Consider the following 13,445-nt stretch of genomic DNA (forward strand, 5'->3'; position numbering starts at 1 on the left):
CGGGGCGCTCGGCGACCTCGGGGTCGAGGTTGTTCATGAGCATCCGCAGCGGGGCTTCGGTCTGCCAGGACTTCGCGCTGAGGGTCGTGCCGCGGGCGGCACGGACGGGGCGGGCTCCGGGGAGGGTCATCGTTGGCTCCTGGGGTCGAGGGCTGCTCGGGGGTTCCGCGCTGCGGGGTGTTCGGTACAGGACACCACCGCCGACGGGAGGGGTCGAGGGCCTTCGCGCCGCTTGTGTCCGGCATGCCGGACAAGTGACCGACAGGGCGCCGCGCTCTGGCTGGCCTTGCCGGTCTCGCGATCGCGGTGCTCGTGACGGGGTGCGCTGGGCAGCCGCCAGGAGGGTCAACGACGTTCGAGATCCCCACTTTCACGTGGGAAGAAGGTGACGGCGGCGATGCTGCCGTCGTGAGCGGCGACTTTGTCATCGACGACGAAGGCTGCACCTTCTTGGGCGCGGCCATAACTGTGGGCGTCCTCTTCCCCACCGCAATCGGAGTCACCCGAGAAGACGGCACTCGCTACGTCGTTCATGATCGCACCGGCGAAGTCTTCGCGGCCGAGGGCGACACCGTCATGTATAGCGGTAGCTACTCCACGACGGTGAGCGCCTGGAATGATGCCTGCAGCTCGACACCCACCGAGGTCGCGACGGTTCACGATGCCCCTAAGAGTGGCCCGCTCGACCGTCCTTGAACTGCCTGGCAGCCCACATGCGGGCCTCTGCGGCTCCACGGCCTCGAAGCCGCTGGCGGCGTCATCGCCTTCAGCGCTCGGGACGGCTATACACCAACGACCGAGCGCCGCCCGCCGAGCCTGCGGGTGATCTCCTCGGCCGCTGCGCGCACCGCGGCCGTGCACCGATCACGCACCTCCACGGGGGTCCGTGACTCCTCGAAGGTGATCGCCACCGCGGCGGCGGGCCAGCCGGCATGGTCGTGCACGACCGCCGCCACTGAGGCGAGCTCCTCGGTGACCTCCCCGGTCTCGTGGGCGACCCCATCGGCCCGCACCCGGGTGAGGAGCTCGCGCAGGTCCTTGGGGCTCTCCGGTCCCGGCACCGTGGTGCGGGAGGTGAAGTCGTCCCGCGTGCCGAACAGGGCGCGCAGCTGGGCGGGCGGGAGCTCGGCGAGGATCGCGCGGCCGCTCGCGGTGAGGTGGGCGGAGATCCGCACACCGACGTCGGTGACCAGGCTGGGTCGGCTCCGGGCCCGCTCCTCGATCACGTAGAGCACGTCGCGGCCGTGCAGCACCGCGAGGTGGCCCGACTCGCCGACCTCGTCGACCATTGCCTCGATCACGCGGCGGCCGATCCTCGCCAGCGGCTCCTGGCGCAGGTAGGCACCGGAGAGCACCTGCGCGGCGGGCCCCAGCCCGTACAGCCGCTCCTGCTCCAGATGCATCACGTAGCCATGCTCCACGAGGGTGGTCAGCAGGTCGTAGGTGCGCGAGCGGGGCAGGGCGAGCTGCGCGGCGAGCTGCGCGGCCGGGACCGGGGAACTGCGGGAGGCGAGGAAGGTCAGCAGACGCAGCGTCGCGTCGGCCGCTGGGACTTTCGGTGGTGCCATGATCCGCAAGGATGCCACTCCCTGGGCTCCTCCGGGCTCAGTCCGCCACGGAACCTCCCGTCGCGGCGCGCTGCGAGGCGCGCTCCTCCGTGACGAGCTCCCAGGTGCGCACCAGGCGCGGGAGCGTGAGCATCACCAGGCCGCCGGCCATGTTCAGCGGGATCACCCAGGCGAACCAGATCAGCCACTCGAGGTAGGTGGCCTCGGCGCCTGCGTGCATCGCCCCGAAGATCACCGCCGAGCTCAGCGCCCCGTGGAGCATGCCCAGTCCCACCACCAGCAGCCCCGAGATGAGTGAGTTCGCGAGTGTCGCAATACCCGCGCTCGAGCCCTGGTTCATGCGGGCGACCAAGGTGATCGTGAATCCGGCGAGCACTGCGAGGGCGGCCGTCTCCAGGGTCAGACCCTTCTCCATGTAGCTCGTGCTCGCCTCGATCAGCTCATCGTCGAACCGAGGAAAAGCTGCCACCACGACCCAGGTGAACGCCCAGCCCCCGGCGAGGTTGGTGATCAGGGTCGTCACCCACAGCCGCAGCAGCTGCCACCAGGTCCCGTGCCCGGCAGCGATGGCATTGATCGGGACCAGGAAGTCCTCGGTGAACAGCTCCGAGTGCGCGAGCCGCAGTGCATAGAGGCCGATGCCGAAGGCGAGGCCGCCCAGCAGCTTCGACCCCGTCGCATCCAGCACTGCGAGCATCGCCAGCAGCCCCAGGCCCACATCGATCCCGCCGAACAGCCCGGTGATCACCAACGCCCGCCAGGTGCGGTTCAGGCGGTTCGCACCCTCCGTGACCGTGTTCTCGAACTCCTCGGCCAGGGCGTCCTCGACGGGCTCGTCGCTGCTGCCGAGCCGCCGTCGTTCCTGCGCCGCGCCGTGCCGCTCTCGCTGGGTCATCGTCTCTCCCTCGATCAGATCGGCAAGGATCGTGCTGGTGGTGCACCGGGATGCGCAGGACTGTCGGTCGGCGATGTCCGGTGGGCCGGACCCAGTCTCGTGCTCTGGCAGGTCGTTCACCCAGGCCGGGTGCCATGATGGGCGAACCTACTCCCTGGTGCGCAGACGAGGAGCCCCGATGACGAACTCTCCCGACGCTGACAGCGCCTGGTCCGGCCGGAATGACGGCAACGGCCCCCAGCACGCCCGCTGGCACCAGGTGGTCCGCAGCGTCGCCGGTCCCGGAGCGGCGGATCCCGCCTCCGCTCACATCGCGCTGCTCGGCTTCCGCTCCGACGAGGGGGTGCGCCGCAACCGCGGCCGAGTCGGAGCGGCCGACGGGCCTGCCGCGCTGCGCCGCGCCCTGTCACCGCTGGCCCTGCACGGGCCCCTCGCCCGCGGCGAGATGGGCCTGCACGACCTCGGCGATGCCGAGACGATCGGCGAGGACCTCGAGGGTGGGCAGGCCGCGGCCGCGGCCCTCACCGCGCAGGGCTTGGACCGTCCCGGCTCCCGGCTGACGGTGGTGCTCGGGGGCGGGCACGAGACGGCCTGGTCCTCGTACAACGGTCTGGTCAGCTCTGAGATCGGGCCCAGCGCGGGACAGCGCTGGGGAGTGCTGAACCTCGATGCCCACTTCGACCTGCGCGAGGAGCCTCGCCCCACCTCCGGCACCCCCTTCGCGCAGATGGCGGCGGCCGAGCAGGCTGCCGGCCGTGAGCTGGCCTACGCGGTGCTCGGGATCGCCGAGCCGTCCAACACGGGAGCGCTGTTCGCCAGGGCCGAGCAGCTCGGCGTGCAGTGGTGGACCGATGAGCAGTGCCTCGCTGCGGGAGCCGAGGGGATCGCGCGCTTCGTCGAGGGGTTCGCCGCTGACCTGGACGTGCTCTACCTGACCATCGACCTGGACGTGCTGCCCGCGGCCGTGGCCCCGGGGGTCTCGGCGCCGGCTGCCTACGGGGTGCCGTTGCCGCTGATCGCTGCGGCCGTGCGCGCCGCCGCCAGCAGCGGGAAGCTCGCCCTGCTCGACGTGGTGGAGCTGAACCCCTCCCTGGACATCGACGGGCGCACCGCCCGCGCCGCAGCTCGACTGATCAACGACGCGGTGCGCACCGTCGCCGCTCCCACCACCGGCCCCGGCCCCGGCACCGGCACCGGCTCCGGCCCTGGCACCGGCACCGGCACCACCCCCGGTTCCGGCACCGGCCCCGGCTCCGGCCCTGCCGTCGAGTACTGGCGCTAGAGAGCACGCTCTGGTCATATATCCGGAGCGTGCTCTCTGTCGCCCGTACTCGACATGCCAGCTGGGCCACGAGGCGGATCAGGTCAGGCGAGACTGAATGCGGCGGGGCTGGGTGAGGTGGGGGCGGGTCAGGCCGGAGCCAGGCGGGGCTGAGTGCGGCGGGGGCCGGGACGCGGATCAGGCGGAGCCCGGGGCGGTTGGCTGCCAGTGCGGTTCGATCAGCTGGAACAGGCGACAGTCCGCCCAGTCACCGCCGAGCCGGAGATAGTCCTTCGCCAGGCCGTACTCGGTGAAGCCGCAGTACTCGAGCACGCGCACCGAGGCCTCGTTGCCGACCTTCACCTCGGCCTGGAGCCGGTGCAGGCCCAGGCCGCCGAAGGCCACGGCGATCGCGCTCTGCACCGCGTGGGTGGCGACGCCGCGGCCGGTGACGTCCGTGTCGACCCAGTAGCCGAGCGAGGCCGACTCGAAGGCCCCGCGGATGATGGTCGAGAGGTTGAGGCGGCCCACGATCCTCGTCGCCCCCTTGTCCTCGAGCCGGATGGTGAACGGGAGACCGCCGCCTGCCTCCCGGTCGGCCACGGCGTGGGCGATCGCCGTGCGCTGCCCGGCCTCGGTGAACCATCCCTCCGCCCGGGCCGGAGCACCGGCCATCAGCTGCTCGCGATTGCGGGTCTCGAGTTCCGCGAGCACCGGGGCGTCCTCCACGGCGAGCAGGGTCAGCGTGACCTGATGAGGGAAGACGGGCGGTCGCTGCGCGGGTGAGCGCGGGTGCGGCGCGGGGGTGGCGGACGCTGAGGCGTCCGGCGCTGAGGTGGCGGACGTTGAGCTGTCGGGCGCGGAGCTGTCGGGCATGCGCCCAGTATCCGCCTCGACAGCTGGGCCTCGCGCGCTTCCCCGCCGGCCCGGCTCAGCCCAGCTCAGACTTGCTCAGCCCAGCAGCAGGGTCTGCACGAGGGTCACTGCGGCCACGCCGCCGAGCAGCACCGAGAACAGCAGCGTGAGCGTGGAGGGGCGGGCCTTCGCCGAGAGCGGGCCACCGAGGATCCCTCCCACCGCGGAGCCGGCGGCGAAGATCAGGGTGATCGTCCAATCGATCTGGACGTCCGTGCCGAGCCTGGCCAGCAGGCTCGTCGCTGTCGCGATGATCATCACCAGCAGGCTGGTCCCGGAGGCGTGGCGCATCGCCAGGCCCAGCGCGATGACCAGCATCGGCACCACGATGAACCCGCCGCCCACGCCGAAGAAGCCGGTCAGGAAGCCGGTGAGGGTCGCGGCGGCGATCACCACCAGCGTCCGGGGCGCAGGGGCCGGGGCGGGCAGCAGTGGCAGTTCGGGCTCGCCGTGGTGGTGATGGATGCCGTCCGCGGTCTCGACGGTGTCCGGGCCGGGCTGGTCCAGCACAGGATCGTCGTGGACCGCCACCGGCTGGTCGGTCTCCTGCGCACCGGGTGAGCCGTGCGCAGCGGCCTCATCACGCTCGGCCCGGCGGGTGCGCAGCGCGCGCCGCAGCATCGCGATCGCGACGCCCACCAGCATCACCCCGAACAGGGTGAGCAGCACCTGTGCAGGCACCAGCGCGGACAGCCGGGAGCCGACGACCGCACCCACCACCGAGACCCCCGCGAACACCAGCCCGTTCTTCCATTCCACGTTCCCGTGCCGGGCATGGTGCGGGAGGCTGAAGAGCGCGGTGATCAGCACGATGATCAGGCTCGATGCGGTCGCGGCATGGGCCGGCATGCCCAGCAGGAAGACCAGCACCGGCACTGCGAGGATGCCGCCACCGGCACCGAGCGCCCCCACCACGATCCCCACGCCGACGCCCACGACGATGGCGAGCAGGGCGAGTTCCATGGGCGGTGTCCTTGCAGGAGACGGAGCGGCGGGCCGACGGGCCCGGACGGCGAAGCCCCCGGCGGCCAGGCAGCCGGGCCAGGCGGGCCCTCCCGGGCCCTCGGGGGTGCCTGACCATGCTAAACCGCGCGCATCTCCGGTGAGACTCCTCCGCCGCCGGTAGGATCAGAGCACCGACCACGAGGAGCCCCGATGGTCCCCCACCAGGGAGAACCACCCTCCACACCGCTGGATCCCGCCTCCGCCGCGATGGGCGAGCTGCTGGCGGAGGTCTGGCGCGAGGGCACACTGGTGCTGCCCCTGCGAGAGGACGCCTCCCCCGTGCGGCTGCCCGGGCTGCACAAGTCGGTGCTGCCGGCGTCGCTGTCGGGGCAGGCCCGGGTCACGCTCGCGGGCGTCGGCGAGCGCTTCGCCGCCTGGCGGGTCATCCCGCAGCAGAACGCACCGGTGATCGTGAGGATTCCGCACGTCACCTCCGCGGAGCTGCATCAGGATCTGGCCTATGAGATCGCGGCGCTGACCCTGCTGCCCGCTGAGGTGGGCCCGGAACCCATCGCCGTCCACGATGATCCCGCGACCAGCCCGATCGGCCATCCGTATGTGGTGACCTCCGAGATCCCGGGGATCGCCGCCTCGCCGACGACCTGGACCGGCGCGCATCTGCAGGCTCATGCCGCGCATCTCGCGCAGCTTCATGCCGTGCCCGCCCCGGGCCGCGGGCCGGTGTCGCTGGGGGCGGACCCCTGGGCGGCGGTGACCCCGGGGCCGCAGCCGCTGCTGCCCGAGGTCGAGGCGGAGTTCGAGTCCTGGCAGCAGTCCCATGGCGCAGCGATCCAGGAGCACGTGCTCGGCCCCCTGCTTGAGGCCTCGCGCGCGGAGGTCGCCGCCGTCGACGACGAGATCGCACAGCTGGACGGGTACGTGCTGGCCCACGGTGATCTCTGCTCGACGAACATCCTCTGGCACGGCAGCGACCCGGTCACCGGCGCACCACGGGTGCAGTACATCGACTTCGAGTGGGCGCAGGGCGACGATCCTGCCCGGGACCTCGCGATTCTCGGCGGCGCCGTGCACGGCGGGCCCTGGTACGTGCCGCTGGCCGAGGAGCAGGTCGACCGCTTCGTGCGGGCTTATGTGCAGGCCCGCGGCGAGCGCGGAGAGCTGCCCGCCTCAGTGTCCGATGTGGCTTCCCTGCGCCGGCGGATGCGGGCCTGGACCGCCTACGAGCGCAGCGCGATGCTGGTGCATGTCGCCTCCCGCGCCTCGACCCGCTCCATGCATGCACGGGTGCTGCCGACGCTGCGGCGCACCCTCGCGGCGACACTGGGAATCAGCGTCTGAGGAGTGGTGCGTCGGACCCGCACCGGTGACCGCTCGCGATGCCGCCACAGTGCCTCGCGACACCCCGGGTGGCGCTTTCGGTGGGGGCTCTGCGTACGGTGGGCCCATGAATGACTTCGTGAAGCATGCCGAGAGCGCCCCCAAGGGCTATGTGGCGGCCGAGGCCGCTGGACTGCGCTGGCTCGCAGAGCCCCAGGTGGTGCCGGTCGTCGAAGTGCTCGCGGAGGAGAAGAACGCCCTGCACCTGGAGCGGTTGGACTCTGTCCCGCCCACCCCCGAGGCTGCCCGCGAGCTGGGCCGCGGGCTCGCCCGCCTGCACGATGCCGGCGCGGAGGCCTTCGGCTGGGCCCCCGCCGATCCCGCCTACTTCGGCCCCCTTGAGAGCCCCTTCGCGGTCGAGACCGCACCACGCACAGATTTCGTCGAGTTCTGGGCCGAGGACCGCCTGCGCCCGCTCGCCGACTCAGTCACCCGCGTGCTCGGCGCCGACGGCCACGACACCGTCGATGAAGCCATCGATCTGATCGCCGACGGCGCCTTCGACGGCATCAGCGGGCAGGGCACCGAGGAGCCGTCCCGGGTTCACGGCGACCTGTGGTCGGGCAATCTGCTGTGGACCGCCGACGGCGCGACCCTCATCGACCCCGCTGCCCACGGCGGCCACCGGCTCGAGGACCTCGCGATGCTGTCCCTGTTCGATGCGCCGCACCTCGAGGAGATCTTCGAGGGCTACGTCGCCGAGCACCCGCTGCCCCGCGGCTGGGAGCAGGACCTCCCCGCCCACCTGTTCTTCGGGCTGCTGGCCCATGTGAAGCTGTTCGGCGAGGCGTACGTGGATCAGACCGTCGCGACGGCCGAGGCGGTCATCGCCCGAGCGGAGCAGCTGGGCTTCTGAGCTCTGGGGCACGCTGCCGGAGGTGAACGGTCCGCCCCCGGGGCTGCGGCGGTGGAGGGTCCGTGTGCGAGAGGTGCAGGTCCTGGTGGCCGGCCAGAAGGCCGGCTGTTCCTCGGATAGCTTGCGAACGTGCCCCGACCGCTCCCTCCACGCCCCGCACACGCTGTGCGCCGCACCGCTGCGTCCCACCCTGCCGCGGTCGGAATCCTCGCCACCGTGCTGATGCTCACGGGGTTCGCGGTGCTGCTCGTGATCGGGGTCTGGGCGAGCCGTCTCGGTGATTCCCCGGCCTGGGCTTTCGACTGCAACGACACCACCTGCACTGATCTGTGGATCGACGCCCGACGCCACTACCTCGCCGTCACCGCCGCGGCCGGGATCGCCTCGCTCATCGGTTGGTTCCTCGCTGGGCACCTGGTCTCTGCCCGGCCGGTGCCGGCCGAGGCCGGCTTAGCCGAGCGCTCGGCTCCTTCACCTGTTCCTTCACCTGCGCGGCCATCGCGGCGGCATCGTGCGGCGCGGTTCGGCCGCCTGGTCGGGGTGCTGCTCCTGGCCGCTGCCCTGCTCACCGCTGCCGGATGGGTCGCGATCGCCGCCTCGAGGCCGCTCGGTCTCGCAGTGGCGGGCATCGCAGCCGCCGTCGCCGTTCTCGGAGCGTGGCGATGGATGCGTCCCGGTGCCGCCTCTGATCGCGGGGCGTACTGGCTGGCGAGCATCGGCGTGGGGGCCCCGTTGGTGGCACTCGGACTGTTCGCCCTGCATCCCATGGTGTTCCTGGGGAGTGTCCTGGTGGTGGGCACTCCCCTGCTGGGGGTTCCGGCGCTGTGCACGCTGCTCGCGACCGGGATCACCGTCGCGGGCCGGCTGCTCCCCCGGCAGGCAGCTGCCGAGGTCACCGCCATGCGCTCTGCTGAGCAGAGGAGCAGCGGTGCGGAACCGTCGCCCCCCGTTCCCACCGCGCGCCGGATCAGCATGCCTCTCGCCATCACCGCGATCTTGACGCTCGGGGTGTTCGCCGCCTGGCCGGTCGACGCCCCCGCCGCAGATGCCTGGCAGTATTCCGACCCTGCCGCCGGCGTGACCCCGGGTGGGGACCCGGGATCCGAATCGCCGATGGCGAGCGGCAGCGCCGGGGACGATGGTCCTGGCAGCGGAGGCCCCGCACCGGAGAAGTCCCCGAACGCTGGGATCCCCGCCGCTCCCGCCGTGGAGTCCGCCGGCCTCCCTGCTTGCGATCCCGAGTCGCTGCAGGTCGTGGCCGGGGGCTGGGATGGGTGGACCGGCAACTCGGCGGCGACGCTCACCGCGACGAACGTCGGCGACGAGGCCTGCGCGCTGCGCGGCGTCCCGGAGCTGACCCTCGAACAGGGTGCCGAGCAGATCGACCTGCGCCCGGAACCGCTCACCCACCTCGAGGCCGCCGTGCAGCCGGAGGGTGGCGTCGGGCTCGTCCCTGGAGGCACCGCGAGCTCGGGTCTGTACTGGCCCGGCTATCGCACCGCGGCCGATCAGGAGACTCCGCAGACGCTGAGCATCCGCCTCGACTCGGGCGGGGCGCCGCTGCCCGTCGAGCTCGCCGCGTCCGACGGCAGCGATCCCAGCCCCGCCCCCTTCGACCTGAAAGCCGGAGTGGAGGGCGGGGCCGTGATCGAGATCGGCGCATGGGAGCTGGCGCTGAGCTCAGCGGGCTGAGGAGCGCCGGGTCAGTGGTCGTGACCCTCGTGGTCGCCGCCCTCGTGGTGGTGGTCTTCATGGCCACCAGCGTCGCTCGCCTCGCCGCCCTCCTGCTCGTGGCCCTCGTGCTCGTCCGCTCCGGGCGAGATCTCGTACTCGCCGGATGCGGTACCGGTGGTCACCTGGATCTCGTGCGGCACCACGGGCAGCTCCAGCTCGCGGTAGATCTCGCCGCTTTTGACGTCGACCATCGTGAGCTTCTGCGCTGCGGGGTCGACGACGAAGGCGGTGCCGTCGGCCACGGCCAGCATGGGCCCGGCCTCCTGCCAGTTCTCCGGCTCGCTCCATTCGCCCGTCACGGGGACCTCGTGGAGCATCTCGCCGGTCTCGGGATCCAGGATGTTCAGCTCGCCATCGGCGGTGAGCACCAGGGCCTCGCCGTGAGGACCGCGGTCCAGGGAGCGGAACCAGTACTCCGAGCCCAGGTCCACGATCTGCTGGGTGTTGTCACTGGTGTCGATCAGGGCGATCTCGGTGGGGTGCTCGGCACCGCCCTCGGGATCGGCCTCGACCTTGTGATCGGCGAGCACGATCGACGAGTCCTCGTGACCCTTCTGGTTGCCGGAGCGCTGGAAGTCGCCGTCGATCGCGACCTTGTGGAACTCCCCGTCGCGGTAGACCACGGAGCCGTTCTCGCAGCCCAGGCTGATCACGTCGCCGGATTCCGTGGGCTTCGCAGAGGCTTCGCCGTGCACGCCGGGGCAGTCGTCGGTCTCGGCGGTGACGTTCCCGTCGGCGTCGAGCGCCTGCACCGTGTGGCGCTCGTCCTCGGTGCCCTGGGTGACGATCAGGCCCCCGTCGGAGAGCGGCACCGCGACGCCGTGGTGCGGTGCCTCGGTGCTGGTCTCCTCGAGGATCCCGAGGTCGCCGTCGACCAGCGCGGTGGGGTCGATGAGGGTGATGTCGCCGGTGCCGTCGGCGAACAGGGCGGTGCGGTCCCCGTGGGAGACCACGTGGCCGGGCATCGGCGCCGGGATGGACAGGTCGGTGAGAGCAGGATCCTGGACGTAGTAATGGAAGTGGTCGCCGTGGCCCTGGGCGAGCAGGCCGGTGTCGTACATGGTGATGGTGCCGGAGGCGCTGACGGCGACGTGGCGGCCATCCCCGGCGGGGTTCAGCCGGGCGTAGCCCGTGACGTCGGTGCTGCCGACGGTGCTGCCGTCGGAGGAGTCGATCGTGGTCACGCCGCCGTCGTGGGCGAGAACGATGCGCGGGGAGAGGGCGCCCACCTCGGTGCGATCGGTCGCCGGCGCCGCCTCTCCGCCGGCCGCGCCGCCGTCGGACGCCCCGCCGCCGGCCCCGTCCTCTCCTCCGCCGGCCATCCCGCCGCAGGCGGAGAGTGCGAGCATCCCGGCGCTGAGGAGCACGACGGCACGACGCTTCATGACAATGGTTCTCATCTGGATCATAGGCAGAACAGTAGCAGTTCCTGAGAACTGTTCTCAGCAACGGCGGAGTGCCCCGGGTCACATCCGGCAGGTATTCTGTGCGGGGCGATGGGGGTCGCCTGCCAGCAGCTCGTACGACATGCTCGAGGGGAGCGCACATGGGACGACGCGATGCGACGACGGCGCCGCAGCAGGCCTGCCCGGGCGGCGATCGACGATGCCTTCGACGGGGCAGCGCGCGGCCCCTCCGCCTGGCGGCAGCGGCCGCGGCGGTCCTGATGCTGACCAGCTGCTATCTGCTGGACCCTGACCTGCTGCCCGAGGGCACGGACGAGGTGTCGATCGAGGTCGGCGAGACGGCCCAGGTGGCCCTCGGCGACTGGTCGCCGGGCGTGGGCGACGACTGGGGCGCGGTCCCCGCCGCGGAGGGCGTCTCGAGGGAGAACGGCAGGGTGGATGACGGCGTCGTCATGGCCCGCGTGCTCATGAACAGCGAGGTGTTCGGCGTGCCGGAGCGCCGGGACACCGGCGGGACCGGCGGAGAGTTCCCCTACGCCGTCGAGCTCACCGGACTCGCGCCCGGCACCTCGACCGTACGGATCGTGCACTGCTACCGCACCGAGATCGCTGAGGACTGCGACCAGGGGCCCCGCGACATCGACCCGATCGAGCTCACCGTGACGGTCACCTGACGCCTCGGCCCGCACCTCGGCAGCCGAATGCGAATGCGCGCCGCGCTTCCACGAGTGGAGGCACAGCGCGCATTCGCGTCAGGCACAGGCCAGGCCCGGGCGGTTCGGCCCGGATCAGCTCAGGGTCGGCTCAGATCACGCCGAAGGCGATCATCGCGTCGGCCACCTTGCGGAAGCCTGCGACATTGGCGCCCAGTGCGTAGTCGCCGGGGCGGCCGAACTCATCGGCGGTCTCCAGGCAGGTGGCGTGGATGCCCTTCATGATCTGGGTGAGACGCTGCTCGGTGTGCTCGAAGCTCCACGCGTCGCGGCTCGCATTCTGCTGCATCTCCAGAGCGGAGGTGGCAACACCACCGGCGTTCGCCGCCTTGCCGGGACCGAAGGCCACATCGGCCGCACGGAACACGCTGACAGCTTCCGGCGTGGAGGGCATGTTCGCGCCCTCGGAGACGGCCAGCACGCCGTTCTTGACCAGGGTGCGGGCGGCGTCGACATCGAGCTCGTTCTGGGTGGCGCTCGGCAGAGCGATGTCCACCGGGACGTCCCAGACGCTGCCGCCGGCGACGAAGCGAGCACCGTTGCCGCGGCGCTCCGCGTACTCGGTGATGCGACCGCGCTCCACCTCCTTGACCTGCTGGAGCAGCTCGAGGTCGATGCCGTTCTCGTCGACCACATAGCCGGAGGAGTCGGAGGCGGTGACGGGGATGCCGCCGAGCTGCTTGGCCTTCTCGATCGCGTAGAGCGCGACATTGCCCGAGCCGGAGACGGAGACGCGGCGGCCGTCGAAGGAGGAGCCGCGGGCCTTGAGCATCTCGTCGGCGAAGATGGCCGCACCGTAGCCGGTGGCCTCCTTGCGCACGAGGGACCCGCCCCAGTCCAGGCCCTTGCCGGTGAGCACGCCCGCCTCGTAGCGGTTGGTCAGGCGCTTGTACTGACCGAAGAGGTAGCCGATCTCGCGCGGGCCCACGCCGATGTCGCCGGCGGGGACGTCGGTGTACTCGCCCATGTGGCGGTGCAGCTCGGTCATGAAGGACTGGCAGAAGCGCATCACCTCGCCGTCGCTGCGGCCGGCCGGATTGAAGTCGGATCCGCCCTTGCCGCCGCCGATGGGCAGGCCGGTCAGGGAGTTCTTGAAGATCTGCTCGAAGCCGAGGAACTTCACGATCCCGAGGTTCACCGACGGATGGAACCGCAGGCCACCCTTGTACGGGCCCAGCGCGGAGTTGTACTCGACGCGGAAACCGCGATTGACCTGCACAACGCCCTGGTCATCGACCCAGGGGACACGGAAGATGATCTGGCGCTCAGGCTCGCTCAGGCGCATCAGGATGCCATGATCCTGATACTCGGGGTGCCGGGACTGGACGACCTCCAGCGACTCGAACACCTCCCGGACTGCCTGGTGGAACTCGGGTTCGCCGGGGTTGCGGCGGAGCACCTGGTCAAATGTGTCCTGGAGCGTCGAGTCGAGCATCGCGGTCCTTTCAGGGGGCCCGGGGGCCCCCGATTTCACGGGGGCTCCGCGGAAGCGGAGGTCACGGCGTCGCCCAGGGTACGCGGCGTCGCCCAGAAGTCGCACTGGACGTTCGATGCGTGAACATGCAGACGACTGTCATGGCCATGCACCTGGGAAAACAGCTCCGGGAGGCTTGTCGCGCAGGTCACAGCAAAGCGTCCGGACATGGGGGCGGATACCCGGACAGCATCGCCCGGTCCCGACATATGCATCGACAGGCATAGGGGCTCTTCGCAGATGAGGGTGTAGCGGTCGGTGGCGGGGTGGGCGCGTCGGT

The 13,445-nt window shown here is 71.3% G+C and carries 14 protein-coding genes; 6 read left to right on the top strand and 8 right to left on the bottom strand.

Annotated features, from left to right (window positions below; all coding sequences use genetic code 11):
• The coding region (locus tag ACTH43_RS17435) for a hypothetical protein (RefSeq protein ID WP_441446175.1) at positions 1–130 on the bottom strand (130 nt) is incomplete at its 3' end.
• Between the two features lie 278 nt (positions 131–408).
• On the opposite strand from ACTH43_RS17435, the gene ACTH43_RS17440 reads away from it, so the two are divergent.
• Entirely contained in the window at positions 409–696 is a 288-nt protein-coding gene (locus tag ACTH43_RS17440; RefSeq protein WP_441446162.1) for a hypothetical protein, read from the top strand.
• An 86-nt stretch (positions 697–782) separates the two neighbouring features.
• Here ACTH43_RS17440 and ACTH43_RS17445 read toward each other — a convergent pair whose 3' ends face one another.
• Positions 783–1,568 (bottom strand): IclR family transcriptional regulator, encoded by a 786-nt coding sequence (locus tag ACTH43_RS17445; protein ID WP_441446163.1) that lies wholly within the window; start codon positions 1,566–1,568, stop codon positions 783–785.
• 37 nt (positions 1,569–1,605) lie between these two features.
• Positions 1,606–2,463 carry a formate/nitrite transporter family protein gene (locus tag ACTH43_RS17450; RefSeq protein WP_441446164.1) on the bottom strand — a complete coding sequence of 286 codons (858 nt, stop codon included), beginning with the start codon at positions 2,461–2,463 and terminating at the stop codon, positions 1,606–1,608.
• Between the two features lie 178 nt (positions 2,464–2,641).
• Between ACTH43_RS17450 and hutG the strand changes: the two genes are divergently transcribed.
• Positions 2,642–3,745 carry a formimidoylglutamase gene (gene hutG, locus ACTH43_RS17455; RefSeq protein WP_441446165.1) on the top strand — a complete coding sequence of 368 codons (1,104 nt, stop codon included), beginning with the start codon at positions 2,642–2,644 and terminating at the stop codon, positions 3,743–3,745.
• Positions 3,746–3,922: 177 nt separating this feature from the next.
• Here the strand turns inward: hutG and ACTH43_RS17460 are convergent, their stop codons facing one another.
• Positions 3,923–4,600, bottom strand: coding sequence for a GNAT family N-acetyltransferase (locus ACTH43_RS17460; protein WP_441446166.1), 678 nt, complete (start codon positions 4,598–4,600; stop codon positions 3,923–3,925).
• Between the two features lie 75 nt (positions 4,601–4,675).
• Positions 4,676–5,602 (bottom strand): sulfite exporter TauE/SafE family protein, encoded by a 927-nt coding sequence (locus ACTH43_RS17465; protein ID WP_441446167.1) that lies wholly within the window; start codon positions 5,600–5,602, stop codon positions 4,676–4,678.
• A 192-nt stretch (positions 5,603–5,794) separates the two neighbouring features.
• Here ACTH43_RS17465 and ACTH43_RS17470 point away from each other — a divergent pair, with 192 nt between their 5' ends.
• The 3 genes from ACTH43_RS17470 to ACTH43_RS17480 all read left to right on the top strand — a co-directional run bounded on the left by ACTH43_RS17470 (position 5,795) and on the right by ACTH43_RS17480 (position 9,530).
• The gene (locus tag ACTH43_RS17470; RefSeq protein WP_441446168.1) at positions 5,795–6,943 is read left to right on the top strand and encodes a phosphotransferase family protein; all 1,149 of its coding nucleotides are present in this window, start codon (positions 5,795–5,797) and stop codon (positions 6,941–6,943) included.
• A gap of 106 nt (positions 6,944–7,049) precedes the next feature.
• Entirely contained in the window at positions 7,050–7,838 is a 789-nt protein-coding gene (locus ACTH43_RS17475; protein WP_441446169.1) for a fructosamine kinase family protein, read from the top strand.
• Positions 7,839–7,967: 129 nt separating this feature from the next.
• Positions 7,968–9,530: a DUF4232 domain-containing protein gene (locus tag ACTH43_RS17480; protein ID WP_441446170.1), complete on the top strand. Its 1,563-nt coding sequence runs from the start codon at positions 7,968–7,970 to the stop codon at positions 9,528–9,530.
• Between the two features lie 11 nt (positions 9,531–9,541).
• Here ACTH43_RS17480 and ACTH43_RS17485 read toward each other — a convergent pair whose 3' ends face one another.
• On the bottom strand, positions 9,542–10,981 hold the full coding sequence (locus tag ACTH43_RS17485; protein WP_441446171.1) for a hypothetical protein: 1,440 nt from the start codon (positions 10,979–10,981) through the stop codon (positions 9,542–9,544).
• Between the two features lie 137 nt (positions 10,982–11,118).
• Between ACTH43_RS17485 and ACTH43_RS17490 the strand changes: the two genes are divergently transcribed.
• Entirely contained in the window at positions 11,119–11,652 is a 534-nt protein-coding gene (locus tag ACTH43_RS17490; protein ID WP_441446172.1) for a hypothetical protein, read from the top strand.
• A gap of 130 nt (positions 11,653–11,782) precedes the next feature.
• On the opposite strand, the gene gdhA is transcribed toward ACTH43_RS17490, so the two are convergent.
• Both gdhA and ACTH43_RS17500 read right to left on the bottom strand, forming a co-directional pair.
• On the bottom strand, positions 11,783–13,126 hold the full coding sequence (gdhA, locus tag ACTH43_RS17495; protein ID WP_441446173.1) for an NADP-specific glutamate dehydrogenase: 1,344 nt from the start codon (positions 13,124–13,126) through the stop codon (positions 11,783–11,785).
• A 35-nt stretch (positions 13,127–13,161) separates the two neighbouring features.
• The coding region (locus ACTH43_RS17500; RefSeq protein WP_441446174.1) for a hypothetical protein at positions 13,162–13,445 on the bottom strand (284 nt) is incomplete at its 5' end.

This window comes from Brachybacterium sp., from assembly GCF_052095815.1.
In the GTDB taxonomy this organism is placed as follows: domain Bacteria; phylum Actinomycetota; class Actinomycetes; order Actinomycetales; family Dermabacteraceae; genus Brachybacterium.

Excerpts from the sequence above, each read along its gene's own strand:
- ACTH43_RS17445 (WP_441446163.1), bottom strand. The coding sequence starts at position 1,568 with ATGGCACCACCGAAAGTCCCAGCGGCCGACGCGACGCTGCGTCTGCTG.
- ACTH43_RS17450 (WP_441446164.1), bottom strand. The coding sequence starts at position 2,463 with ATGACCCAGCGAGAGCGGCACGGCGCGGCGCAGGAACGACGGCGGCTC.
- hutG (WP_441446165.1), top strand. The coding sequence starts at position 2,642 with ATGACGAACTCTCCCGACGCTGACAGCGCCTGGTCCGGCCGGAATGAC.
- ACTH43_RS17460 (WP_441446166.1), bottom strand. The coding sequence starts at position 4,600 with ATGCCCGACAGCTCCGCGCCCGACAGCTCAACGTCCGCCACCTCAGCG.
- ACTH43_RS17465 (WP_441446167.1), bottom strand. The coding sequence starts at position 5,602 with ATGGAACTCGCCCTGCTCGCCATCGTCGTGGGCGTCGGCGTGGGGATC.
- ACTH43_RS17470 (WP_441446168.1), top strand. The coding sequence starts at position 5,795 with ATGGTCCCCCACCAGGGAGAACCACCCTCCACACCGCTGGATCCCGCC.
- ACTH43_RS17475 (WP_441446169.1), top strand. The coding sequence starts at position 7,050 with ATGAATGACTTCGTGAAGCATGCCGAGAGCGCCCCCAAGGGCTATGTG.
- ACTH43_RS17485 (WP_441446171.1), bottom strand. The coding sequence starts at position 10,981 with ATGATCCAGATGAGAACCATTGTCATGAAGCGTCGTGCCGTCGTGCTC.
- ACTH43_RS17490 (WP_441446172.1), top strand. The coding sequence starts at position 11,119 with ATGGGACGACGCGATGCGACGACGGCGCCGCAGCAGGCCTGCCCGGGC.
- gdhA (WP_441446173.1), bottom strand. The coding sequence starts at position 13,126 with ATGCTCGACTCGACGCTCCAGGACACATTTGACCAGGTGCTCCGCCGC.